The sequence below is a fragment of the Streptomyces sp. NPDC026394 genome (assembly GCF_055567735.1).
Genome location: NZ_JBVHPX010000023.1, coordinates 39678 through 61991, shown reverse-complemented (window position 1 = coordinate 61991; position 22314 = coordinate 39678). Strand labels below are relative to the sequence as shown.

The window sequence follows — 22314 nt, the reverse complement described above, 5'->3', positions numbered from 1 at the left end:
GTGTGTCCTTTTCAGGTACGGGCAGGGCCCGGCCGGGTGGCCGGGCCCTGCAGGGCGGGTAGGAGGCGGGTCAGACGCCGGAGAGGTGCTTGATGGCCTCCAGCGCCTGGCGGGGTGAGGTGACCGCGTCGCGGCGCGCAGCGGACTGCCCGCCGCCGCGGCGCTTGCCGCCCGTGGGCGCATCGTCGTCAGCGTCTTCGTCGTCGCTGGGCTCAGGCCCGAACTCGCCGGGCCGGGGCGGCTCGGTCCAGTCGAACCACAGCCCCCGCGCCTCGAGTTCACGGATCTCGTGAGCGGTCAGCGTGGCGACGGTGTCGGGGAAGTAGCCGTCGATGCCGGCCTTGAAGTCCATGTACAGGGTGCGCAGCACCTCGGGCTGCTTGACCTCGATGATCCAGCCGGCGCCGCCGGTGTTGGAGTCGGCGGGCGGCTCGGGCTCGCCGCGCATGACCCGCTCGATCCGGCCCTCCTCGGCCGGGGAGAAGGAGCGGGGCAGGGGATCGGGGATGGACTCGGGCGGGACGCCGAGCGCCTTGAACATGTCGGCGACCTTCTTCGGCGCCACCTTCAGCACGACCGGGATGCAGTTGTCGCGCAGGTTCTCGCACAGCAGCTGGGTGAAGCCGTCCTGCACGTAGACGGACTGTCCGGCGACCTTGAGGCCGACGCCGTACTTGCGGCCCTTGACCGACACCAGCTCCGCGAGGTCCATGATCTCTACGCCGTAGTCGCCGTTGCGGGCGGCGGAGAGGAACTCGTCCAGGTACGCGGACAGCATCCGGTAGGGGCAGCCCGGCCGGTTCGGATCCCAGTCGTGGACGTATCCGTCCTCCCACGGCATCTCGCCGCGGATGTCCATCAGCGCCTCCAGGACGCGCAGCAGCCGGACCATGTAGAGGGCGCCGACACCGTAGCGGGCGGCGTGCTGGCCCAGCGCGGCGGTCTTCTCGTCCGGGGCTTCGGTGGCCAGCATGACCACGGCCCCGAACAGGGCGTCGGCCGCGATGTGCAGGCCCATCAGCTGGGTCTTGCCGCCGCCGGAGGGGGCAACGAACAGGCCGTGGGCGGCGCCCCGGTCGGTGTAGACGCGGTTGCGGGCGGGCTGGCCGTTGCCGAGGTAGCCGGTCACCCAGCGGCCGTTGGCGTCCGGGGTCAGCAGCTCCCTCGTTGCGGGGAAGACCTGTGCGAGCGGGCTGGTGTCCCACAGCGAGACCAGGACCTGGTCACCGTCGACGGTGACGAAAATACGGCCCTCGTCGTACTTGGTCTTCAGCGCGGCCGCCAGGGCATGCAGGTTGACGCGCGGCTCGCCCAGTTCGTCGGGGACCCGGGCGATGTAGTGGGTGACCTTGCGCTGCTGGTCGCGGACCTTCTTGACGAACTGTGAGCCGGGCACCGGGCCGCCGGCGGCGCCGATCCGCCCGGTCCACCACTCGCCGGTGGTGGGGGCCGTGCGGCGCCGCTCGGCCGCATCGGGGGTGACGTGCACTTCGCGCCAGCCGGGGCCGCCCTCGCGTCCGTACTGCCGGGCCACGTCCTTGATGTGCACATCGCCGGCGTCGACCGCGAACGCGGCGGCGACGTCCTCGTCGCGCAGGCCGGTGATGGGCCGGCCCGGCTCGCAGGCGCGCAGCAGCAGCGACAGGTCGTGCGGCGTCCCCGGGTGCGGGGTGGCTTTGACCACCAGGGTGCGGCCGGGCAGGCCGCGGCTCTCCCACAGCCGGCGCACCTCGCGGGTGAAGGCGTCGATGCCGTCGTCCGGCTGCTGCGCCGGCAGCGCGGGGGCAGGCTGCAGCTGCGGGGCGGGGGTGGCGAGGGCGGGCCGGTGGCGGCGGCGGGCGTGCCGGGCGAACGGCATCACCAGCCAGCCGGCTGCGGCCCAGGAGGCGGCCAGCAGGGCATCGAGGTACCACGGGCCCCAGCCGGGGGTGTTCCGGGCGGCGACGTCGACGGCGGCGGCGAGCACGGGCGGGGACCAGCGCAGGATCTTGCGTCCGGTGCCGGGCTGGTCGCTCTTGGCGGCCAGGACCCAGCCGGCGACGCCGGCGGCGCCGGCCAGCTGTACGACGGTGTTGACGGGGCTGTCGGGGGCCAGGTTGGGGGCCGCGGCGAGGGCTGGGGCGGCCAGGGCGTACAGGGTGCGCTCCAGTGCGACGCTGCGCGGCACGGACACGGCTTCTCCTTCAAACGGCGAACGCGTTGGGCGGCCCGCCGGGCTGGCGGGCCGCCCGACGCTGGGTGGGAGGGTCAGTGGGCGAAGAAGCCCGGCTTGGGGGTGCGCTCGCGACGCGAGGAGCGGATGGTGTCCAGGCCCTCGTACAGCCGCGCGTGCGTGTGCCGCGCGTCGTAGGCCAGGCCGGAGACCTCCTGCGCCGTCTCGTGCAGCGTGCGGACCTCGACGGCAGCGCCGCCCAGGGCCACGGCCACCTGGTTGGTCAGCTCGACGAACTTCCTGTCGAGTTCGGCATGGGCGATGCCCCCGGCGAGCTGCTCGGTGCGGGTGGCGTTGGTGCGCATGCTGCGCAGCAGGCCGCCGAGTTCCACCTCGGCGGAGTCCATCGCCTGGGCGAGGGTCTTGAGCTTGCGCTGGACGGACTTGTACCGGTTGTCGCCGTCCGCCGGCGCGGCCGCGCCGGCCCGGCGGGGTTCGATCTCGCTCATCAGCAGTTTCCTTGTCAGTCGTGGTGGGCGGCGGCCGAGGCGTACGTAAGGCCCTTGTCCTCGACCTCCTGCATGTCCTCGCCGTAGACCCGGGCGACCGAGACGGCCGCGATCTTGGCCGCCTCGGCGGCGACCGAGCACTCGGCGGCACACCGTTCGGCCTGCGCCTTCATGCGGCCCGCGGCGTCGGCGAGGTCCGCGATCAGCGAGGTGACCCGGGTGTCGATGTTGTGGTCACCGATCAGGTCGGCGGCCATCTCCCGCAGGGCGTCGGCCACTTTGGCCAGGGCGTCGGCGAGCTGCTCGGCCCGTTCCTTGTCGCAGCCGGCGGCGAGCGCGATGTTCGCGATGTCCACCAGGTACTCGCCGAAAGTGACGTTGGTGCGGTGCTGCGCGGCCAGGCCGCTGTGGCCCGATGCATGGGTGACGTCCGCGGTCACGGTGGTCTCCTCGGTCTCCTCGGGGGTGGGGCGGGTGGTGCCGGGCCGCGCGAAGTGCGGCTCCGGGGCGGGGCCCAGGGCCCGGGGCGGCACGATGTCCGCATCCGGGATGTCGTCCTCAGCCTCGGCCGCGAACGGCGAGGACTGCGCAGGCTGATCCGGCCGGTCGGGCCGGTCGACGTGGACCCCGAGGTCCTCGGGCCTCCAAGCCGGGCCCGGCTCCTGCGGGCCGGTGGGGTCCTTCGGAGCGTCTTCCTGGGGGCGGGAGCGGTGCGTGAAGGAAGCGAAGAAGTCCTTCCACCGCTGGTTCTCCCGGGCTTTGTCGTCCCTGACGTCGTCGGGGTTGTCGTCCGGGGCGCCGTCCCCGCCCGGCTTCTTGCCGGCCTCCTTGCGCCCCCTGCGCGCCCTGCGCTTGCTGCGCTTCTTGCGCCTTCGGGACCCGGAGGTGTCCTTGGGCGTATCGCCCGCGTCCTTGCCGGCTTCGGCGTCGTCAGGCGCCTTCTCGTCCTTGCCCTGACCCTTCGGTTCGTCCTCGGACCCGCTCTTGCCCGGGGCCTTGGGCCCGTTCTTGCCCGGGGCCTTGCCGTCTGCGCCCTTGCCTTTGGGACCTTTGGTCAGGTCGACTTTCGGAGCGTCGGAGCCGTCCTTCTTGCCGGCCGTGCCGGCACCAGGCTTGTTCTCCGCACCTTTCTTGTCCTTGGTCAGGTCGACCTTCCGGTCACCGGACGCGTCCTTCGACTTGCCGTCGTCCTTACCGGGCTTGTCCTGGCCGGCGGCGCGGCGTTTGTCCCAGCGCCGCTGGGCCTCCTGCGCCAGCGCCGCCCCCAGCGTGGTACGGCCGGCGCCTGCCGCCTGCTGCTTCTTCGCCTTCCGCGCGGCGTCACGCTCGGCCTTCTTCGCCCGGCGTTCTTCCCACGCGGTCTGCTTGCGGGCGCGGGCCTGGTCGCGGTCCTTGGAGCGGCCGTCCAGCTTGGCGGCCTGGTCGGCGGCGCGCCGCTGCTGCTGCGCGGCCTGCCGGCCCGCGGCCCGCTCCTGCCGGCCCCGGCGGCGTTCCGCGGCCGCGCCGGAGCCGGAGGCGTCCGGCGCCCTGCCGGGGCCGTCCTTCGGGCCGCCCTTGCCCCTGCCGCCCTGCGAACCGCCCTTGCCCCCGCCGCCGCTGTTCCTCGAGCCGCCCTTGCCGGATCCGCCTGAACTGCCGGAGCCGCCAGAGCCGTTGTGGCGGCCTTTGGAACCACCGGACGGCTCCTTGCCCCCGGCGGACAGGTTACGGCCGCCAGCGGAACGATCAGAGCCCTTCCCGGCACCTCCGGACGCACCGCCCGCCCCCAAGCCGCGGCCGGGGGAGTCCTTGCCCCTGCCGCTCCCGTCCCGGCCGCCGGCCGAACGGCCGGAGCCCTTCCCGCCCCCGGTGCCCGTACCGCCGCCGGTGCCGCCGGAGCGGCCAGGCCCCTTACCGCCGGAACCTGTCCCGGAGCCGGAGCTGTTGGTCCCCGGACCGCGGCCGCCGGCTCCCCGGCCCGGCCCGGAGCCGCCGCCGGAGCCGGACGACGTCTTGCCCCGGCCGCCCTTGTCAGCGCCCATCCCGGCAGCGGACTTGCCCTGGGCACCCGCCCGGTCGGCCTGCGCCTTGAAACGGGCTTCGCGCAATTTGTTCTGCGCTTCCAGCAGGCCGTTTTCCCTGGCGGTTTTCGCTTCGAGCAGGGCGACTTTCCGCGCTATTTCCGCCTCGCGGTACGGGGCCTCTTCGTCCAGGCGGGCACGGCCCACCGCGATCCGGTATTCGAGCCAGTCCCCGAGCCGGTCGGCAAGAGAACGGGGCTGCACATATTCGCCCTCCTCCTCGTATTCGCCTTCCTCATACTCCTCGGGGCTGGGCATTCCCGTTTCCCGCAGAGCCGCCTCCGGGGACATCGGCGTGCGCACAGGCGGATGGCCCGCCACGGCCCCCTGCACAGGCTCCGCAGAGGTGCCGCCGCCGGGCGGTTCGGAATAAAAGAGATCCCCGCCGTCGGGAGCATCCGGCATGGTGCCGGAATTACGGTCCCGGGCGGGGAGGTGAACAACATTGTTGTCGGTGTCGTCGGACACGCGGCCCTCCTCCAGGGCTTGACAGCCGGCAGCGGCCTCGCGTACGCGCGTGCGCGGCACGCGCGCCACGCGCCACGCGCAGCACGCGTTGGACCGCCGAAGGGCCGCCCCCAGGAACGGAGGCGGCCCTTCGTGCGGGACGCGGAGTGCTAGCCGACGTGGCGGCGGTAGACGTTCTCCAGGGCGAGCGCGACGTCACGGATGAACGCCGTGTCTCCGCCGCGGTGGGCCTGGGTGCCCCGGATATGCATGAGCCGGAGCCAGTAGTAGAAGGTGCCGAGGTCATTACCGTGCTGCGCGATCAGATCCCGTCTGATTTTCCGCTCGTGTTCCGCACGGTTGTATTTCTTCCGCTCGGCTTTCGTGAGCGGGCGTCCGGCACTCACGCCGACTCCCTGCGACCCAGGTCATAAATCGACGTGGGACCACTATAGCCTCTCTCTGTGTCCTGCGGTACCTGCTGCGGCGCATTCTGCGGGGCGGCCTGAAGCTGCGGACTCTGCTTCCGCTGTTTGATCTGAGCCTTTTCTTTCCGCTGCTTCTGGACTTCCTTCACCTTCTCGTCGTGGGCGTGGCGCCGATGGGCGCTCTTTTCCAGTCCGGAGACGGCCTTCTTGAGGTTCCTGATGACGTCGTGCAGCGACTTTTCCACCGGAAAAGAACGCAGAAAGGCCTGGCCCCTCTTGTCGCCCTCCACCCGGGTGCCGCGGCAGTGCACACGGGTCTCGTGCTCAAGGACTTCCAGCTTGGCCTGCATGTCCAGCACGACCCGGTGGAAGTCCGCCACGTAGCGGGCGTACGCGGCGGGATTCTGCGCGATCTGGCGCAGCGCCGCCCTCGGGTCGTCGAAGAACGGCCTCCCCTCCTCGTCGGTGAGGGTCTTTTCGGGTTTGTCGGTGCTCATAGGGGCCTCCGCGGGGTCGGATCTGCTGTACTCGGGGGCTGTGGACTGCTTCCGGCAGTCGCAGCGGGGGCCAGCCCACTTCCGATGGGCTGGCCCTCACTGGTGTGTGCCGGACGGTGGGTCAGGGGCGGTAGCCGCCGGCCAGGTGCTCGGCTGCCTCCTGGCGGTACTCGGAAGCGATACCCGGGGAGGTGACGGCCAGCTCGTGCTGGATGCCGGCGAGCGGCAGCCGGTCGGCACCGCCGCCGGCCGCGATGATCATCCGGGCGGACCGGCGGACCGGCGGACCGTGTGCTGCTTGAGGGCGACGGCGATCTGTCCGGCGCGGTCCGTGGCGATGGAGCCGCCTTCGGTCCGGACCGCCTTGGCGATGTTGGTCCGGTTCAGCGGCTCGTTCGCGGTCCGGAGCCGGTCCAGCGCGGTCCGTTCCAGGTCCGTGAGGGTGATGACCGTGCGGTCCGGACCGTTTTCCTCCTTCGGGTCCGGACCGCTTGCGCTGTCCGGGGCTGCTTCGCGGTCCGGTCCGGTCCGGTCCGGCTCCCGCGGTCCGGCAGTGGTGTCGGCGGTCCGGACCGTCACCCCGTGTGTGGCCGCCGTGTTCTGGGTGGCGGGCACGGTGCGAGGGCCCCGGTCCGGACCGGGGCCGGTCAGCAGGTCAGCGCTGTGCGGTCCGGCCGGACCGGACAGCAGGGCGAGCGCCGGTCCGCCGGTGCGGTCCGCGGCTCCTGCGGTCCGGACCGGGCCGTGGACCGCGTTGCGGTCGTCCGGACCGGAGCGGACCGCGTGCCCGCCGTACTGGACCGGGCGGACCGCAGCGGGGCTTTCCAGCGGTCCGTGCCGGTCCGGGCGGGTCAGGGTGAGGACGGCGGGGATGGCGGCCGGTCCGTGATCCTTGGCCGCGACCCGGGGGACGACGACCCGGTGCAGGGCCCGGCCGGTCCGGACCGCCTTGCGGTCCGCGAGCTGTGCACCGGCTGCGGTCCACGCCCGGTCCAGCGTGGTCAGGCGCGGGTCCGTGATCGCCAGGGACCAGGCGGCGAAGCTGTGGACCGGGTAGCGCAGCCAGCGGACCGCCCCGATGGACGGGCGGGCCTTGGCGACCCGGCCGTCCTCGCGGAGCTTGCGGCGGTGGATCAGGGAGGCGTACAGCTCCCACAGCACCATGCCCACGATCGACATCGCGGCGAACGCCACCGCCTTCGGGGTGAAGTGCCAGTAGGTGATCTGCTCCGTCCACGCCTGCGCCTTGTCGTCCCAGGCCCGGCTGCCGGGCACCGGCTCACCCGAGGCGTGCCAGAAGTTCATGGCCGCGGCGCCCAGGGCGAAGATCCAGGTGGAGATCCGGTAGAGGGTTCCGGCGTCGCCGCCCTGGCGGGCCTGGTGGTACATCCAGCCCACGAACGCCGTCGACAGCTCCCACGCGGCGGCGAACAGGATCGTGAACGGCGCGACCCAGCCGAGGATGTCCTCGGCGAACCCGGCCTGCCCGGTCCACGCGACGGCCATCGGCGCGGTGATCGGACCGACCACCATCAGGCGTTCCGCGTTGACCTTCACGAACCTCTTGACCCGGTCGGCCACAGCCGGCTTGCCGGCGCGGGACGCGGCCCGCAGCTCACGGGCCTTCACCTGCCGGGCCTCCTTCGCCTGCCTGCGCTCCTGGCTGGCCTGGAGCTTGAGGCGCTTGCGTTCCAGTGCCTGCTCGGTGCGGTCGGTGGCACGCTTCATCCGGGCGGCGGCCTCCGCCGCCATGCCGTCGGCGGCCTTCAGCGTGACCTGCGCATCCGCTTCCCGCAGCCGGGCCTCGGCCAGGGCCTGCTCGGCTTCCTTCAACTGCGTCTCCCGCTGGGTGCGGGCCGCGGCCAGGATCCGGTCGGCTTCCTCGCGCGCGGTGCGGGTCAGGCGTTCGGCGTCCTCGGCCGCCGTGGCCCGCAGCCGGCCGATGTCCTCCTTGGCCAGCGCCCGCGCACGGGCGGCATCCGCACGGGATGCCTCCCGATCACGGGCGGCGTCCTCCCGCAGCTCGGCGGCCGCCTTCTCCGCTGCGGCCCGTACCTGTGCGGCCTGGCCGTCCGCGCTCTCGCGCATCCGGCCGGCCTCACCCCGCGCCTGCTCCAGGAGCTGGTCGGCGTCGGTGGCGGCCCGGGTGCGGGTCTCAGCTGCGGTGCGCTCCGCACCGGCCAGCAGTTCCGTGCGCACACTCTCCGCGTCGGCGAGGACCTTCGCGGCGGCCTGCGCGGCCTCGGTGCGGACCTGCTCCGCCTGCGCGGCCGCCGTGGTAGTGACCTCCTGCGCCTGGCGGCGCGCGTCGGCGAGCAGCCGCTCACCAGCCGCCTTGGCCTGCGCGAGGACCTGCTCGGCCTCACCGGCCGCCGTCGCCGCGACGGTGCCGGCCTCAAGGCGCGCGGCGACGAGCAGCTGCTCCGCCTCCGCGTCAGCAGCGGCGCGGACCTGGCCGGCGTCGGCGGCCGCCGTGGTGGCGGCCGCCGTGCGGACCCGGTCGGCTTCCTCGATCGCGTCGGCGAGGATCTGTGCCTGCTCGGCGTTGCACGCCTCGGTGTACGAGGCGGCCTGCGTACGGGCGCCTTCCATCAGTTCGTCGGCGAATGCCTGGCCGTCGGCGAGGATGCGGGCCGCGTCGTCGACGGCCAGGTCCCTCAGGTCGGCGGCGCGGTCGGCGGCGTCGGCCAGGACCGGGTCGGCCTGCGGACACACCAGCGGCACGACGGTCTCGCGGGTCTGGGCGGGAAGGGAGGCCGGCGTCGCCGGTGCCTTGGCTCGCCCGGTGTTGCGGGGCTTGGTGTTCGCCGCGGACTGGCGCCTGCGGCGGGCGGCGGGCTTGGTGGCCACGGGGTTCCTCTCGTGCGGGCGCCTCCGTGCAAAGGGGCACCGTGGATCTACGGCGGTAGGTAAGGTCATGACCAGGCCCTCCGGGGCCCCGGCAGCTTGAATGCCGGGGGCTCGGAGGGCCGTCTGTGTGGAGCAGGTGGTCAGCGCGGGGCGGGCAGCGTGCTGCTGTCCTGGGCGAGGTGCTGGCGCAGCCAGGCGACGGCGGCCGGGGTCATCGCCCCGGTGTCCGGCTCGCTCAGCGGCGCGGTGTCGATGTCGTGCATCGCGTCGGCCGGCGGGAGCGGCCGCATGTAGTCGGGGTCGATCCCGGCGCGGTGGCGGTTGCTGCTCAGCTCGGTCAGGTCGTACAGGCGCTTGCCGTTGAGGACGTTCGTCCAGGACCGCTCCACCCGGCCGACGAAGGTGTGGCCGGGCAGCCCGAGCCAGAACCGCTCGACGTCGCGGAACAGGACCATGTCGCCCTTGGTGTAGGTCGTCTGCGGTCGTACCGCCTGTGCCTGCGGCTGCTGTGTCATGGGCTCTCCCTGGATCGCGTTGACCGGCGCGGGGCCGGCTGGTCCGGACTGTCCGGCCCCCCGCCGCCCTGCCCGCGCCGTCTGGTTCGACGGTCCGGGCAGGGGAGGCAGTCGGCAGGCGGCGCGTCAGTGCACCCAGCGGCCGTCCTTGATGACCTGGCGGCCGTCCTTGAGCGTGAGGTTGGTGATGAAGGCCGACGGGGTGGTGCCGTCCAGCGCGCGGCGGGTGTAGTCGGTCGCCCACACCTCTTCGCCGTCCCGGCGACCCATCAGGTGCACCCGGGTCTCATAGGCGGGCTCCAGCGCGGCGGCGGCGTTCTCGGCCCGGGACTGGCTGGGCAGCACGATCGAGCCGCAGCTGTCGTTGATCCCGATCAGGAACAAGTCGTGCAGCGCGAACCCTCGCACGTCGAGGATGCTCAGCACGGGTTCCAGCAAGCCGTGGGTGTGGACGTTGCCCGGGTGGGTCTTGACCCAGCGGCCGCCACCGAACTTGCTCATGTCGAAGGCCATCAAAAACTCCCGTCGTAAGGGTCGTCCGGGCTGTCCGGCTCCCCGTCACCGCCCGCCCCGACCGCCGTCATTCAGCAGTCGGGGCGGGCGGATCAGGCAGCCGCCAGTCAGGCCGTGGGGAGCGCCGCCGAATCCGCGATCGCGAAGCCACCGCCCGGACCGTCGCTGCCGCGTCCGCCAACCGACGCCGACGGCAACGCGGCGGGCCTGCGGGCCTCCAGGGCCCGGTAGTACGCCTCGATCGCCGCGGCCTGCGGCGGGTCCGGCAGCGGTGGCAGTGTGCGTGCCGCGTGCCACCAGCCGACGGTCGGGTCGGCGCCTTCCCGCGGCGTCCACGTCATCAGGTCCGGCACCGTGGGGTCGGCTTGGCGTACGGCCTGCCCGGCGGCCTTCTTCGAGCGGTGCACGCTGTGCAGACGCGCGTCACGGATCAGCATGTGCACGGGCTGGGCGACGGCAGCGGTGTAGTAGTCGAGCGCGCCCTCCAACAGGGTCCGGATACGGCGCAGCTCCCGGACCTCGGCCGCGGCACGGTCCAGGTCCGCGTCGAAGTGCTGCGCGCGGGCCTTCTCCGTGGCCAAGGCGCGCTCGAGCCGGTCGACGCGGTCGGCCAGCGAACCGGCGACGATGAGAGCGGCGGCAGCCGCGGCCGTCGTCCGGTCCCGGTCGCTCTTGACGCGGGCCAGCCGGCCCTGGACCGCCTGGACGCGCGCGGCGTGCTGGGCACGCTCGGCGTTCCGGCGCTTGCTGGACCAGAACATGAGAAACCCCCTGGTGCGATCGGTCCGGACTGTCCGGCTCCCGTCACCGCCCGACCCGGCCGCCGTCGTTCAGCGGCCGGGTCGGGCGGCTCAGGCAGCCGTCAGGCCGCGGTCGCGAGGGGCCGGTGCGGGGCGATGACCTGGCCGTCGGGGAGCAGCTCGCCGGTGTCCTCGAACAGCAGGACGGCGTTGCACAGCAGGCTCCAGCCCTGTTCCGGGTGGCTGGCCACGACGTGGGCGGCCTCGCGGTCCGGGCTGTCGGCGGTTGGGCACGGCGGCGTGTGCTGGCACAGCGACTCCGGGAGCCGCGGGGCCGTGCCGGGGGTGGTCGTGGTGTCGAACGAGGTGGTCGGCATGAGCTCTCCTGGCGGGAGGGGAAGCCCGGGGCGTGCCCGGGCCAAAGGCGTGCGGAAGGCTGGCCGCCCGTCGGGCGGCCAGCCTGGTGGAGCGGCGTGGCGCGGGCGGGGAGTTGGGGTCCGCCCCGCACCGCCGTCACGTACGCTGCTGTTTCTGCCAGCGGAGGTAGGCGTCCTGTAGTCGGATGAACGACTCGTGCAGACGCCGGCCGGAGTCGCACCGCGCGTCCGGCGAGCACCTGGTGCAGGTCTCGCCGTGCGCCCGGTGGGCGGCCGCGGCCTTCATGTAGCGGTCGTACAGGGACTCAGCCATGAGCACGGCGGCCGAAGTCGTGATCGGAGTTGGTCCGGCGCAACGCGTCCTCCAGGCGCTGCCGGTCCTGCTCGTTCACGTCGCCTTCGCCTTCTTGTTCGCGGCCCGGTTGCGGACGGCACGGCGTTTCATCGCCTGCCGTTCATCCTCCGAGAGCCCGCCCCAGACGCCGGAGTCCTGCCCGGCCTCCAGCGCCCACTGCAGGCACTGCTCCATGACCGGGCAGCGGCGGCACACGGTCTTGGCCTCCTCGATCTGCACCAGGGCCGGGCCGGTGTTGCCAACGGGGAAGAACAGCTCCGGGTCCTCTGCACGGCACACCGCGCGGTGACGCCAGTCCATCAGCGCGTCCCTCCCTCACGGACCAGGAAGTCCGACACCGTCCAGACCGACCCGACGGCGAACGGCTCCGCACCCGGGCGCAGCACGTCCTTCACGATCAGCGCCCACTGCGCGCAGCGGCGCTTGAGCAGCTCACGGGCCCGCTGCGGGTCACGGGTCAGCGCGATCACCTCGAAAGCGCCGTCGCCGTTCTGGTAGATCGCACCCGGCTTCCTCGGGCCGATCTGGTCGTCGACGACCCGGCGCAGCGCCTCCAGGGTCATCGCGTCGGGCACCACTGCCGGTGCGGCCGGCGGCTGTGCGATGCTGACAGTCATCAGGTCCTCCACTCAGGTCCTGGACAGCCCCGGGGATTGCGCCCCCGGGGCTGTCGCTCATACGGAGGGGCGGGCTGCCCGGCTCCCCGTCACCGCTCGCCCGGCATGCCGGGCGAGCGGTGACGGGGAGCCGTCAGACGTCACGCCGCTGCCGCGACCGGCCGCGGCACGGCAGCCGACGGCATAGCCGGGGACGGTTCGGCCGCGACCTGGCGCAGCAACGCCTGCTGCCCCTGGTCGGCGAGGATGCGGTGCCAGTGCTCCGGCCAGCTGCCGCTGGGGCCGAGCAACTGGGTCAGCCACTCCCCGTCGTCGGACCGGTCCGACGCTGCCTGCGGTGCGGTGTGGTGGTGAATGGCCAGCGCGGCGGCGCGGGCGATCCAGCCCGGCAGGCCCTCAGCGTCCGTTCCCTCCCGGCGCGTGGCGGGCTCCGACAGTGCCCGCAGCCACGTCTCCTGTGTCAGGTCCTCGACCGTGTGCTGGTCGGCGCCGGGCAGCCGGGCGGCGATGTAGTCGGTGAGCTGGGCCTGGTGGCCGATGAACAAAGACTCGATCAACGAGTAGCGGCGGGCGGCCGGTACAACGGTACGTGCGGGCATCGCGAACTCCTCTGAAGATGGGGCGGTGCAAGAAGGCGGACCCGGGCGAAAGCCCGGGGCCGCGGTCACGCAGACGAAGTGGTCCAGGTCAGGCGACTGCCAGGCCGGGTTCCTCGCGCGTACTGCTGTGCCAGTTCAGCCTGGCGCCGCGCGCGGGCAGTTCCGGGTGGGGGAACCAGCTGCCGTACGGACAGCCACAGCCCGGCCACCCCGATCGCAGGGTGGCCGGGCCGTGTTCGTTCGTCCGGAGCGAGTTAGCTCGCGCGGCGCTCGGGATGCAGCGTCTTCAGCGGTACCGGCGGCGCACCCAGCGGCGCGTCCCCCTCGGGCAGCTCCGCCCGCCGGGTGTCGGCGTCGCGGACCGCAGACTCAGTCGACGCCCACTTCATCTCGCGCAGCAGCCACAGGGGCCGGCCGTCGCCGGAGTCGTCGTCCGTCGCCGGAGTCTGCTTCTGCGCAGCGATCTGGCTGACGGCCGGGACAACCGTGACCTTGGGCTTGCGCCGCACGGTGGTCCGGCGGCGGTGCACGGTCTCCGAGTTGCCGTCCGTCAGGCGCTCCGCCCACTCCCTGACCGTGACGTCGACGGTGACCAGGCGGCTGCTGCCCAGGCGGCAGCGGACGCCGGTGTCCCTGCCCGCGCGGCCGGTGTCGTGCGGCACGAGCTTGGGCCTGTGGGTCTGGAGGCCGGTGATCGGCACCCAGGTCTCGCAATCAGGGCAGATCAGCGACGCACAGGCGGGGCGCAGGTCGTACTGGTGGAGCTTGAGGGTGGAGAGGGCGAGCGCCGGGCGGGCGTTGACGGTACGGGAGCGGGTCCGGCTCCGGCGGGTGCGGGCGGTGCGCTCAAGGGTCGAAGCGGACATCTGGACTCCTTACGGGCGGAGTGGGAGGGAGCGCGTCGCGATGCTCTCCCTGCCCTCCGGGCCGCACGGCATGAGGCCGGCGTCCCGCAGGACAGGCAGCGCACAGCGCTGCGACGTGCACGCAGTTGTCGTGGCCGTCAGGCTCCGGAGGAGTTCGATGGTGCTCTCGCGTCCTCAGTGAGCTGAGGACTACTCCGGCCGCCCCGAAGGGCGGACGACTACTGCGGTGGTGCTCCTGAGGGCCGACCACGCCGACCCCTCGTCCCACCCGTTACGGGTGGCGACGACTGCTAGCTTGAAGTCTTCTAGAAGACTTGTCAAGACTTCTAGAATGGAGTTCACTGGCTAGTGGGTACCCCTTACGAAGGAGCCGCCGTGCCTTCCTCGCCGCGCAAACGGCCACCCAAGTGGCGCCAGATCGCTGACGAGATCGCGTCTCAGATCACCGAGGGCATCTATGCGCCTGACGACCGCCTTCCGTCCGTGCAGACCTTGGTTGAACAGGGAAAGGGGGCAACGGCAACCGTCCATCGCGCGTACCAGGCACTGGAGGCTGAGGGGCTCGTGCGCACCACGCAGGGCAGCGGAACTGTGGTGCTGGGGCCCGACAACTCCCCGAACGTCCTGACTGGCGCAGCCCGCCTTGAACGTCTGCGTCGGACAGGTCGCCCTCTTGCTCCACGAGAGACTTACGTGAACACACGATCGCTGCTTCGCTCGTGCGCAGACGAGCAGATCGCGAGCCTCCTGGGGGTCGACCTCTACGATGAAATCGTCGTCAGGAGCCGAACTTTCTTGCGCGGAAGCAAGCCCACCGTCCTGGCCCTGAACTTCATTCACATGAGGGCGCTGGTTCCGCTCCCGGAATTGCTCCAGGACGAGCCGATGGAGAAGTTTCGCCACGATCTCTATGCCGAGCGCACAGGAAAGACTGTCACCGCGGGCCCCGAGCGAAGCACCGCCCGACTCGCGTCCGACAACGAGCTTGCTGAGTTCGGCATTGATGTACCGCCGGACGTGCCAGTCCCCGTACTCGTTCTGCGCACCCTTTACTCCGACGAGGACGGACCTCTGGAGGTATGGGAGGACATCCTCCGGCCAGGCATGTGGCATACCAGCTACGCCTAGCTGCCTTGAGTCTGGGACGGACCTTCTGCTCGCACGCACTGTGGCCCCCTTGTTGTTCAGGGGGCCATCACACCGGCAACGGTGGAATCGGGACATCACAGCGGCTTGTCGAAGCCCATACGCGCCCACGTTCACGTGTTTTCAACAACGACGTATACACGGGATTGGGGGCCCGGGTCCTAGGCTCGCGGCCATGACGATGACGGAGGCACAGAGGGTGGGAAAGCAGCGTGCGGGGTGGAGGCCGGATCGGCTGCGCGAGCAGCGGGAAGCCCACGGCCTGACTCTGGAGAAGGCCGGTGAGCGTCTCCGAGAGGTTGCGGAGCAGGCCAAGCTCAAGGGCATTCCTGCCGCGAATCCCCAGACTTTGTGGCAGCACGAACAAGGCGAGGTTTTCCCCGGCCCGCACTACCGGCGCGCGTACTGCCTCCTGTACCGGGCCACCGAGCCCGACCTCGGCTTCCGCACCGCTTTGCCAGGTGAGGAGACCTCTTTCAAGCTCACGCCGACGGACGATCGCCTCAACGGCGCGCATGTCCTGGCCGTTGAGCGGGCGATTCACCGCATCGCGCCCGGGTCAGGGGAAGCCCACCACTTCAATTTGCAGCAGCGCATCATTGACGCGTGGAAGCGCAGGCACACGGGCGGCGACCCACACCGTCCGGCGCTCATCCTGGTCGGTGGGTTCGCCGGCAGCGGGAAGACCGAGCTCGCCCGCTTCTTCGTCCAGCTCACCGGCTGGCCGCTGCTCGACAAGGACCCGCTCACCCGGCCGCTCGTGGAGCGCCTCCTGATCGCTCTGGGGGGCGACGCGAACGACAGGCACACCAATCTCTACCGGGAGAAGGTCCGACCGGTGGAGTACGACTGCCTGATGCAGTCGGCTATGGCCAACATCAAGTGCGGCATCTCCACGGTGTTGACCGCGCCGTTCATCGCGGAGATGACAGACCCGGCCTGGATGCAGCGCCTGGCCAACCGGGCTGGGTCGATGGGGGTCGACGTCTTTCCCGTGTGGGTTCGCTGCGACGAAGAATCGATGCGCGAATACATCGGGTTCCGCTCCGCGGCCCGGGACGCGTGGAAGCTCCAGCGGTGGGACGAGTACATGGCCACGATCGACCTGGAGCTGCGTCCCGCAGTGCCGCACCTCATCGTCGACAACCGGCTGGGGACCGCGGTGACACTCGCAGACCAGGCCCGGCAGGCCATGGGAGCGATGTACTCGTGAAAGCGAAGCAGGGGGTGATCCTGTACGGCCCGCCAGCGTCGGGCAAGGACACTGTCACCGCGGCGCTCGCCACGCTCGATGCCCGCTACGTGCAGTTCGCACGGCTAAAAGTCGGGACGGGAAAGTGCACCAGCTACCGGATGGGCACGGTGGAGCAGCTGCGCGAGCTGGAGGCCGCAGGCGATGTTGTCTACGCGAACACGCGGTACGACAACACGTACGTGATGGACCGGCCGGGGCTGGATGCGGCTTTCGCGGCCGGGGTGCCCGTGGTACACCTCGGGCAGGTCGACGGCATCCGGGCCCTGGTTGACGGCTACCCGGCGAGTTGGGCCGTGGTGCTGCTGTGGTGCCCCCGTGAGGCGACCGCAGAGCGATCGGTGAGCCGAGGTGACAGCGACACTGCGGCGCGCCTGGCGGCGTGGGACGCGACTCGCGAGGACTTGGACGCCCACCCGAGCGCGGTCTGGAACCTGACCGTGGACACCATGGCGATGTCGCCGTGGGAGTCGGCGCGGCTCATCGACCAGCTACTGGCGCAGCGGGCGGGGGCGGCGACGAAATGAGCGCGGGCTACGGCTGGGCGAGTCGGTCCAGGGCGTCGGTGAGCGTGAGCTCGCTGTCCTTGGCATCGTTCCACCGTGCCAGCGTGGACGCGGCCGCGCGCAGCATCTCTGGCGGAAGGCCGGCGGCCGCGAGCACGTCGGCAGCTTCCTCCAGCTCCGGGCCCCAGCGCCAAGCGCGGGAGGCCGTCTTGGCCACGTACTCGGGCTCTGCGAGGTACGAGTCGGTCCGCCGGGAAGCAACCTCAACGAGCTCCTGGTCGACGCCGTGCTCTCGCGCCATGCCGACCGCGAGCGCCACCAGCACGCGCGAGGTCTTCTGGAACGAGGCGTACGACAACTTGAGCGCGGAGGCCTTGCCGACCTCGGCGCCGAGCGTCTTCGTACGGAGCGCCGTGCCCGCGAAGAGCTCGGTGATCCGGGCGGTCGCGCCGGTCGGTCCGGACAGGAACAGCGTCGCGGCCTTGCCGTTTGCGGGCGGGGAGCCGACGACGCCTCCGTCCACGACGGTCGTGTCCGGTCCGAGCAGGTCGGCGAGCCGCACGGTCCGCTCGGGGTTGATGGCGTTCGCCTCCACATACACCCCGCCGTACCCGCACGCGGCGACGTCGCGGGCCAGGTCCTCGGCGGCGGCGGGCGGGCAGAGGCTGAGGACGATGTCGCTGCGGTCGAGCAACTCCCGCAGTGTGGCCACCGGCGTCAGCCCGGCCTGCTCGGCCCGGGCCTTCGATGCCGGGCTACGCCCTTCCGTGCACCACAGGACCTCGGCCGCATTCGTCACCGCGCAGGCGGCGACGGCGGCCCCCATGCTGCCCGGATGCAAGATGCCAACGGTGGTCCGGTTCGTGTCCATGGGGTTACTCCCGTTCGTTCAGCAGAATGGCGATGGCGTCGGTGATGTCATCGACGGTGTGGTCCGCCGCGGCGAGCTCCTCGGGCCAGGGACGGCCACGCAGCCAGATGGTGCGCAGTCCGGCCTGGTGGCCGCCGCCGATGTCCCCGACCGGATCGTCGCCGATCATCCACCCGCCATCAGCAAGCCTCCGGCCGCAGCGGTCGGAGGCGAGTGCGAGCAGGCGCCGATCCGGTTTGCGCACCCCGTGGTCGCCGGACACCGCCATGCCGTCGACCATGCCGGCGAGCCCGGTCGCAGCGACCTTGGCGCGCTGGACATCACCGGCGCCATTGGAAACGATGCCAATCGTCCACGCCGCAGCGCGAAGGCGCGCCAGGCCCTCGAGGACGTCTGGTCGGCATGTGGCAGCAGTGGCAATCAGATCGACATACTCCTGCCACAGCTGCCCGGCAAGCTCGCGCAGGCCGAAGCGGTTGCGCAGTCGGGTGAAGTCGTCGCGGTTAGCACGTTCGACCAGCTCGATGCGCAGCCACTGCTGGATGTGCGGGCCGAAGGCGTGGTTACGGCAGAGTTCGGTCACGGCGTCGCTGAACGCGGTCTGCCGGTCGATCAGCGTGCCGTCCAGGTCGAAGAGCACGAAATGGAGCACGGTCCTGGACTGTATCGGCCGCTGGTGCTGCGCTTCCGGCCAGCCAAGGACTTGGCGCTACGTCCGGCGCGGAAGCGCGGTGAAAGAATCGGTGAGGTGCGCGGGCCTCGGAATCCTCGTGCCCTCGGCCTCCTGAGGGTTTTCGCCTCCCAAGGCGTGGAGGGCGGCTTGCAGGGTGGGTTCGCTGGGCGACCAGTCTCTCGGGATGGTGAGGCGGAGTCGCTGGTGCGGGTCCTGTCCGATGCGTTTGGGGCGGCAGTCGAGGACGGGTACCAGGCCGTGTTCCATGCTGTGCAGGAGGACCGGGCGGCCGGCGCTGACCATGGTGATCAGTTCTTGGCGGGCGACGGGGCCGAGCGTCTGCTCGCGGGTGCGGCGTTCTTCTCGGCGGCGTCCGGTGAGGACCAGGCCGTCGAGGGTGTCGGCGAGCGGCGGCCACTGCGCGAAGTAGTCGCCGTCGGGGTCGAATGCGGTCTTGTAGTGGAGCAGTTCCACGCGGTTGGGCAGTTGCTGCTGGAGGACGCTGAGCCGTCGTTCCCAGTTGGGCCGGTCCGACAGCCCGGGTGGCGTGCTGAAGTACACCCGTACGGGGCCGTCCCTGCGCTCGGCGGCGATCTGGTGCATCGCCTTGATGAACCCGCGGCGCCGGGCCGGCGGCGCGTAGCTGGTGATCGGCTGGTCGGGCGCATCCATGGTGATCATCATGCCGTGTGGGAACGTGCGGTCGCCAAGGGGACTTCGCCTGCCTGTCGGTGTGTCAGGAGCGCTGGAAACGCTGGCGACACGATATGCGACGGGGTGCCTCCGGGAAGTGCCGCACGAGGTAGAGTGATCGCGAAATACCTCTATACAGATGTGACCCCCGCGAGGTGGCTCTCCGGGGGGAACGGCCGACGACCTACTTGGGAAGGTCTCGACATGATGCAGGGTACCCGTACCCGCCAACAGGCACACAACAAGGCACCCGCCGTAGCAGCGACGTCTCGCGCGTCGCTCCGGCTGGGTGCCTTCTTTGCTCTTCCGCACTGGTCCGGGTGCGGGCGCACCGCTTCCGCGGAGGTTGAGATGGATTAGCTCTGATCGCTGGGGCGGTTCTGCCCGCCCCGCGGCCGCTGGTGCGCCAACACCTGCGGCCTGATGCCACCGCTACCGAGCGCCAACTCGGTCGGCGGGCCTGATCCCGGCGCCAACCGGATCGATCAGGCGAAGTAACTGCCTCCCAGCAGTCGCCCCAGAGGGGCTTTGTCGTACCCGCTTCTCTCGAAGAAGGTAGACCCCATCATGCAGCATCGTGCTGCCTTCTGTCAGCTGTCCCATGCCCGGATGGCGTGTAATGTGCCACTCCAGCTGACACTGCGCCCGTTTTGTCCGCTCGTGTGGTCGGTTTTCGCTGCGGCTCCGCGCGTGGCAGCGGTACGGGCTGCGGCCGGGTTCCGTCGGCGTGGATGGTGCGGTCGATGCCTGCGGGCGGCGGCTCGGCCGGCCGGTCCGGCGGCGGCCCCGGTGTCGCGGTTTTCCCGCCTGACGGACCGGGTTCGCAAGGTGGTGGCTCGTAGGGCGGGAGCGGCGGCTCGCGGAAATCTATCCACAGGCGTTTCGGGTGAAGGTCGGCAGATGGCGATCTTCTTTCCTGCTCTGACCTTGTGCGCCGGGCATCGTCCGGCGGCCGTACGCCTGTCCGTTGTGGCGGGGGTGTGCCGGTGAGCGCGGCTGCGGCGGTGGCCGCGTTCGAGTTCCGTGTGCCGGAGCCGCGGCGTACGCGTCTGGGGCCTGTTCCGGCTCAGGGCAGGCCGGCATCGAAGCGTGAGGCGGGGCATCCGTTGGCGCTGGGCAGGCACGCGCGTGCGCGGCTGCGGGGCGCGGTACGCGCGCTGCTGGACGTGACCGGCCTGGAGGGTACGTCGGATGCGGTGCGCCTAGCGGTGCTGGTGCTGGCGTCGCGGACCCCGTCGGAGACCGGCGTGGTGGAGATCCGTACATCGGAGCTGGGCCGGTGGCTGGGGCTGTCCGCGTCGTACGTCGCCTCCGAGGTGCTGCCGGTGCTGCGCCGCTCAGGCGTGGTCTCCGTCGACACGGCGGAGGGCGAGTTCGGCCAGGACGACGGCTTGGAGTGCCGGGTGCTGCCGCTGTGGGCGGCGCAGGACGTGGTCGGGCATCCGCTGAACCTGTCGAAGAAGGAGTACGCGACGCTGCTGCGGCTGCTGGAGGCCGTGATGGCGCCGGGCTGGACACACCGGGACGGCCGGGTGACGCCGGCCGGGCTGCTCGGTTCGCGTACCGGCCGGGGCGCGGCGACGGACCGTCTGGCGCTGCTGCTGCTGGTGCTGGAGGCGCGGGAGACCGGGCGGGTGCGGCAGTGCGGCGGTGCGGTGGACACCCGGCGCGGCCGGGCGGCGGCGACGGTGGCGCGGCTGCTGGGCTGCACGGCGTCGGCGGGGGAGCGGGTGCTGGAGCGTCTGGAGGCCCGGGGGCTGGTGTGCCGGGTGCGGGTGCAGACCGCATCCGATCTCGCTCACCGTACGCGGCTGGTGGTGCCGGCGGTCGCCGCCGCGCACGGCCGCACGGCGGCCGGCGTCGTCCGGGAGGACCGTGCGGAGGCCCGGAAGTCCGACTCTTCAGACCCCGACGTTGCGGCAGGGGCAGGTGGGACACCGGAGACGGAGACGGATTCGCAGGTCAGCGGCGCGCCTGTGGTGGATGAGGCTGGTGTTGCAGAGCCCGACGCTGCGGCAACCCTTCACACTGACCACCCTGGTGTGGCTAGTGCGGTGGGGGAAAGTGCAGGTGTTGGTGGGTTTTCCGGCGAAGGCCGTGGTGGGTCCGGTGACCGGCCGGAGCGCGCGGGTGCGTGCGACGAGCCGCCGCCGTCGGCGGGTCTCCCTCGGCCTCGGTGCACGTCTCCCTCGGTGCGGGGGAGCGCGCTTCGCGCGGAACAGCCCACCCCTTCTTCTCGCCCTGTCCTTTTCCCGTGCTTGGGTCCGGTTCTCAGCCGCCGTGTCCCGCAGGTGGCCGGGTTGCTCGACAGCATCGTTCCGTCGCCCAACGGCTACCAGCGCGAGCGGCTGGCCCGTGTGGTGCGGGGTCTGCTGGCCGGGGGCGAGGACGACGCGATGATCGCGTTCCGCCTGCGGGAGCGGTTGGAACCGCTGGCCACCGGTGACGCGGACCGGCCCTACGCGTTTCGCCGTGACGGCCTGTCGTGGGCGCTGACCGTCGGCCTGCCCTACACGCCCGGCGGCCTGACGACGCTGCCGTGCTCCCGCCGCAGCTGCCAGGGCACGGTGAGGGCCAGGCCCGCCGACACCGTCCGGTGCGACGACTGCGAGCTGACGGCGGTGGAACGGGAGCGCGCCCGTGCCCGGCGGGAGGCAGCGGCAACGCCGCGGCCCAAGACGCCCTGCGACCGATGCGGCGAGCCGGCTTCCGCCGGGCTGTGCGGGGTGTGCTGGGCCAATGAGGAGACCGAGACCCTGATCACGCAGGCCGTCGCGCTCGCGGCCGCCGGCTGCGGTGATCCCGACGACCCCGCGATGACCGCGGCGTTGGCCGGCATGGCCGAGCAGGAGGCCCGTTCCCGTATCCAGGACGCCTGCGCCCGCCTCGCCTCCGCCGGCGGAACCGACGAGGTGGTCGCCCTTCAGGCCCGGCTGACCGCGCAGTCCGTCGTCCACGAATTCCGGGCGACCGCCCTGCTGGCCCTCGGCACCAGCAGCCCCCAGGCCGAAGCCGAGGCCCGCAGTGCCTGTGCCGCGCAGCTGCGGCGACGCCACCTTCACCCCAGCGCCGAAGCAGCCCGGCAGGCCGCCCAGGAGGCCGGGGAGGAGGCCCGCCACCGTACGGCCGAGTACCTGCTGACCCAGCGCAGCAATGCCTGGCTCGCCGTCCGCGCTTCAGCGGCCGCGGCGCCGGTGCCCGCGGCGCGTTGCGCCGCCTATGAAGCCGGTGCGGCCCGGGCCCGCGCCGCCGGCGCCCCGCGTCCGGCCCGGGACGGCCGTGCCGGACGGCCCGCGGGCGCCGGCCACCTCCTGGTCCGTCCGGAGGCGGATGCGCTGCAGGCTGCCGCCGACGCCGAGGAGACCGCCCGGCTGCGGGCGCAGATTGCCGCCGAGATGCCCGGCCTGGCCGCCGTCACCGTCGCCCACCACGGCACCGTCTACGACATGCCGCCCCGCCCGGGCACCGGCCAGCTTGTCCCTCAGGGGTGCCAGGATGAGGGCGATGCGCAGAGGGGAATGCCGGTATGAGACTGGAGCCTCTGCCAAGTCCTCGACGTCCTTCAGACCCTGCTCAGGTGCTGGACCGGCATCTGCACCACCTGCGGCCGCCCCCTGCCGACCAGCAGAACCAGAACCTAACGAAGCG

General features: G+C 71.9%; 23 protein-coding genes. 4 read left to right on the top strand and 19 right to left on the bottom strand.

From position 1 onward, the window contains the following. Positions 1-70: 70 nt before the first annotated feature. The 16 genes from ACZ4QV_RS34800 to ACZ4QV_RS34725 all read right to left on the bottom strand — a co-directional run bounded on the left by ACZ4QV_RS34800 (position 71) and on the right by ACZ4QV_RS34725 (position 13525). The gene (locus ACZ4QV_RS34800; protein WP_467763914.1) at positions 71-2173 is read right to left on the bottom strand and encodes a P-loop NTPase family protein; all 2103 of its coding nucleotides are present in this window, start codon (positions 2171-2173) and stop codon (positions 71-73) included. A 74-nt stretch (positions 2174-2247) separates the two neighbouring features. Beyond that, positions 2248-2661, bottom strand: a complete 414-nt coding sequence (locus ACZ4QV_RS34795) for a conjugal transfer protein TraB (RefSeq protein WP_467763913.1) — start codon at positions 2659-2661, stop codon at positions 2248-2250. A 14-nt stretch (positions 2662-2675) separates the two neighbouring features. Then, positions 2676-4979, bottom strand: coding sequence for an ATP/GTP-binding protein (locus ACZ4QV_RS34790; protein WP_467763912.1), 2304 nt, complete (start codon positions 4977-4979; stop codon positions 2676-2678). Between the two features lie 359 nt (positions 4980-5338). Continuing rightward, positions 5339-5575, bottom strand: a complete 237-nt coding sequence (locus ACZ4QV_RS34785) for a hypothetical protein (RefSeq protein WP_361614953.1) — start codon at positions 5573-5575, stop codon at positions 5339-5341. After that, the gene (locus ACZ4QV_RS34780; RefSeq protein ID WP_467763911.1) at positions 5572-6093 is read right to left on the bottom strand and encodes a hypothetical protein; all 522 of its coding nucleotides are present in this window, start codon (positions 6091-6093) and stop codon (positions 5572-5574) included. Before ACZ4QV_RS34780 ends, ACZ4QV_RS34785 begins: the two co-directional genes overlap by 4 nt. Positions 6094-6214: 121 nt before the next feature. Continuing rightward, positions 6215-6355: a hypothetical protein gene (locus ACZ4QV_RS34775; protein ID WP_467763910.1), complete on the bottom strand. Its 141-nt coding sequence runs from the start codon at positions 6353-6355 to the stop codon at positions 6215-6217. Then, positions 6352-8943 carry a hypothetical protein gene (locus ACZ4QV_RS34770; protein ID WP_467763909.1) on the bottom strand — a complete coding sequence of 864 codons (2592 nt, stop codon included), beginning with the start codon at positions 8941-8943 and terminating at the stop codon, positions 6352-6354. Before ACZ4QV_RS34770 ends, ACZ4QV_RS34775 begins: the two co-directional genes overlap by 4 nt. 140 nt (positions 8944-9083) lie before the next feature. Beyond that, complete coding sequence (locus ACZ4QV_RS34765; RefSeq protein WP_467763908.1) at positions 9084-9458, bottom strand: hypothetical protein; 375 nt, start codon at positions 9456-9458, stop codon at positions 9084-9086. A 126-nt stretch (positions 9459-9584) separates the two neighbouring features. After that, on the bottom strand, positions 9585-9971 hold the full coding sequence (locus ACZ4QV_RS34760) for a hypothetical protein (RefSeq protein ID WP_467763907.1): 387 nt from the start codon (positions 9969-9971) through the stop codon (positions 9585-9587). Between the two features lie 107 nt (positions 9972-10078). Continuing rightward, positions 10079-10732 (bottom strand): hypothetical protein, encoded by a 654-nt coding sequence (locus ACZ4QV_RS34755; RefSeq protein ID WP_467763906.1) that lies wholly within the window; start codon positions 10730-10732, stop codon positions 10079-10081. Between the two features lie 101 nt (positions 10733-10833). Continuing rightward, complete coding sequence (locus ACZ4QV_RS34750; protein ID WP_467763977.1) at positions 10834-11025, bottom strand: DUF5999 family protein; 192 nt, start codon at positions 11023-11025, stop codon at positions 10834-10836. Between the two features lie 199 nt (positions 11026-11224). Continuing rightward, a complete protein-coding gene (locus ACZ4QV_RS34745; protein ID WP_467763905.1) occupies positions 11225-11401 on the bottom strand; it encodes a hypothetical protein in 177 nt (58 codons plus the stop codon). Positions 11402-11476: 75 nt separating this feature from the next. Next, positions 11477-11743 (bottom strand): WhiB family transcriptional regulator, encoded by a 267-nt coding sequence (locus tag ACZ4QV_RS34740; protein ID WP_467763904.1) that lies wholly within the window; start codon positions 11741-11743, stop codon positions 11477-11479. Further along, positions 11743-12060 carry a hypothetical protein gene (locus ACZ4QV_RS34735; protein WP_467763903.1) on the bottom strand — a complete coding sequence of 106 codons (318 nt, stop codon included), beginning with the start codon at positions 12058-12060 and terminating at the stop codon, positions 11743-11745. Before ACZ4QV_RS34735 ends, ACZ4QV_RS34740 begins: the two co-directional genes overlap by 1 nt. A gap of 140 nt (positions 12061-12200) precedes the next feature. After that, the gene (locus ACZ4QV_RS34730; RefSeq protein WP_467763902.1) at positions 12201-12659 is read right to left on the bottom strand and encodes an RNA polymerase sigma factor; all 459 of its coding nucleotides are present in this window, start codon (positions 12657-12659) and stop codon (positions 12201-12203) included. A gap of 254 nt (positions 12660-12913) precedes the next feature. After that, complete coding sequence (locus ACZ4QV_RS34725; RefSeq protein WP_467763901.1) at positions 12914-13525, bottom strand: hypothetical protein; 612 nt, start codon at positions 13523-13525, stop codon at positions 12914-12916. 375 nt (positions 13526-13900) lie between these two features. Between ACZ4QV_RS34725 and ACZ4QV_RS34720 the strand changes: the two genes are divergently transcribed. From ACZ4QV_RS34720 to ACZ4QV_RS34710, 3 genes are all read left to right on the top strand, one after another. Continuing rightward, positions 13901-14653: a GntR family transcriptional regulator gene (locus tag ACZ4QV_RS34720; protein WP_467763900.1), complete on the top strand. Its 753-nt coding sequence runs from the start codon at positions 13901-13903 to the stop codon at positions 14651-14653. 193 nt (positions 14654-14846) lie between these two features. Next, positions 14847-15884: an AAA family ATPase gene (locus ACZ4QV_RS34715; protein WP_467763899.1), complete on the top strand. Its 1038-nt coding sequence runs from the start codon at positions 14847-14849 to the stop codon at positions 15882-15884. Next, positions 15881-16450 (top strand): phosphotransferase-like protein, encoded by a 570-nt coding sequence (locus ACZ4QV_RS34710; RefSeq protein WP_467763898.1) that lies wholly within the window; start codon positions 15881-15883, stop codon positions 16448-16450. The genes ACZ4QV_RS34715 and ACZ4QV_RS34710 overlap by 4 nt, the downstream gene beginning before the upstream one ends. A gap of 7 nt (positions 16451-16457) precedes the next feature. On the opposite strand, the gene ACZ4QV_RS34705 is transcribed toward ACZ4QV_RS34710, so the two are convergent. From ACZ4QV_RS34705 to ACZ4QV_RS34695, 3 genes are read right to left on the bottom strand one after another with little or no spacing between them, the layout of a single operon-like run. Continuing rightward, positions 16458-17300, bottom strand: coding sequence for an NAD(P)-dependent oxidoreductase (locus ACZ4QV_RS34705; RefSeq protein ID WP_467763897.1), 843 nt, complete (start codon positions 17298-17300; stop codon positions 16458-16460). A gap of 4 nt (positions 17301-17304) precedes the next feature. Next, a complete protein-coding gene (locus ACZ4QV_RS34700) occupies positions 17305-17952 on the bottom strand; it encodes an HAD family hydrolase (RefSeq protein ID WP_467763896.1) in 648 nt (215 codons plus the stop codon). 57 nt (positions 17953-18009) lie between these two features. Then, the gene (locus tag ACZ4QV_RS34695; protein ID WP_467763895.1) at positions 18010-18645 is read right to left on the bottom strand and encodes a hypothetical protein; all 636 of its coding nucleotides are present in this window, start codon (positions 18643-18645) and stop codon (positions 18010-18012) included. Between the two features lie 1127 nt (positions 18646-19772). On the opposite strand from ACZ4QV_RS34695, the gene ACZ4QV_RS34690 reads away from it, so the two are divergent. Further along, positions 19773-22196 (top strand): hypothetical protein, encoded by a 2424-nt coding sequence (locus ACZ4QV_RS34690; RefSeq protein WP_467763894.1) that lies wholly within the window; start codon positions 19773-19775, stop codon positions 22194-22196. Positions 22197-22314 lie beyond the last annotated feature (118 nt).

Bases quoted from the DNA above. Each gene is read 5' to 3' on its own strand.
- ACZ4QV_RS34795 (WP_467763913.1), bottom strand. From the start codon at position 2,661: ATGAGCGAGATCGAACCCCGCCGGGCCGGCGCGGCCGCGCCGGCGGAC.
- ACZ4QV_RS34790 (WP_467763912.1), bottom strand. From the start codon at position 4,979: ATGCCCAGCCCCGAGGAGTATGAGGAAGGCGAATACGAGGAGGAGGGC.
- ACZ4QV_RS34780 (WP_467763911.1), bottom strand. From the start codon at position 6,093: ATGAGCACCGACAAACCCGAAAAGACCCTCACCGACGAGGAGGGGAGG.
- ACZ4QV_RS34775 (WP_467763910.1), bottom strand. From the start codon at position 6,355: ATGATCATCGCGGCCGGCGGCGGTGCCGACCGGCTGCCGCTCGCCGGC.
- ACZ4QV_RS34765 (WP_467763908.1), bottom strand. From the start codon at position 9,458: ATGACACAGCAGCCGCAGGCACAGGCGGTACGACCGCAGACGACCTAC.
- ACZ4QV_RS34760 (WP_467763907.1), bottom strand. From the start codon at position 9,971: ATGGCCTTCGACATGAGCAAGTTCGGTGGCGGCCGCTGGGTCAAGACC.
- ACZ4QV_RS34755 (WP_467763906.1), bottom strand. From the start codon at position 10,732: ATGTTCTGGTCCAGCAAGCGCCGGAACGCCGAGCGTGCCCAGCACGCC.
- ACZ4QV_RS34745 (WP_467763905.1), bottom strand. From the start codon at position 11,401: ATGGCTGAGTCCCTGTACGACCGCTACATGAAGGCCGCGGCCGCCCAC.
- ACZ4QV_RS34740 (WP_467763904.1), bottom strand. From the start codon at position 11,743: ATGGACTGGCGTCACCGCGCGGTGTGCCGTGCAGAGGACCCGGAGCTG.
- ACZ4QV_RS34735 (WP_467763903.1), bottom strand. From the start codon at position 12,060: ATGACTGTCAGCATCGCACAGCCGCCGGCCGCACCGGCAGTGGTGCCC.
- ACZ4QV_RS34730 (WP_467763902.1), bottom strand. From the start codon at position 12,659: ATGCCCGCACGTACCGTTGTACCGGCCGCCCGCCGCTACTCGTTGATC.
- ACZ4QV_RS34725 (WP_467763901.1), bottom strand. From the start codon at position 13,525: ATGTCCGCTTCGACCCTTGAGCGCACCGCCCGCACCCGCCGGAGCCGG.
- ACZ4QV_RS34715 (WP_467763899.1), top strand. From the start codon at position 14,847: ATGACGATGACGGAGGCACAGAGGGTGGGAAAGCAGCGTGCGGGGTGG.
- ACZ4QV_RS34705 (WP_467763897.1), bottom strand. From the start codon at position 17,300: ATGGACACGAACCGGACCACCGTTGGCATCTTGCATCCGGGCAGCATG.
- ACZ4QV_RS34695 (WP_467763895.1), bottom strand. From the start codon at position 18,645: ATGGATGCGCCCGACCAGCCGATCACCAGCTACGCGCCGCCGGCCCGG.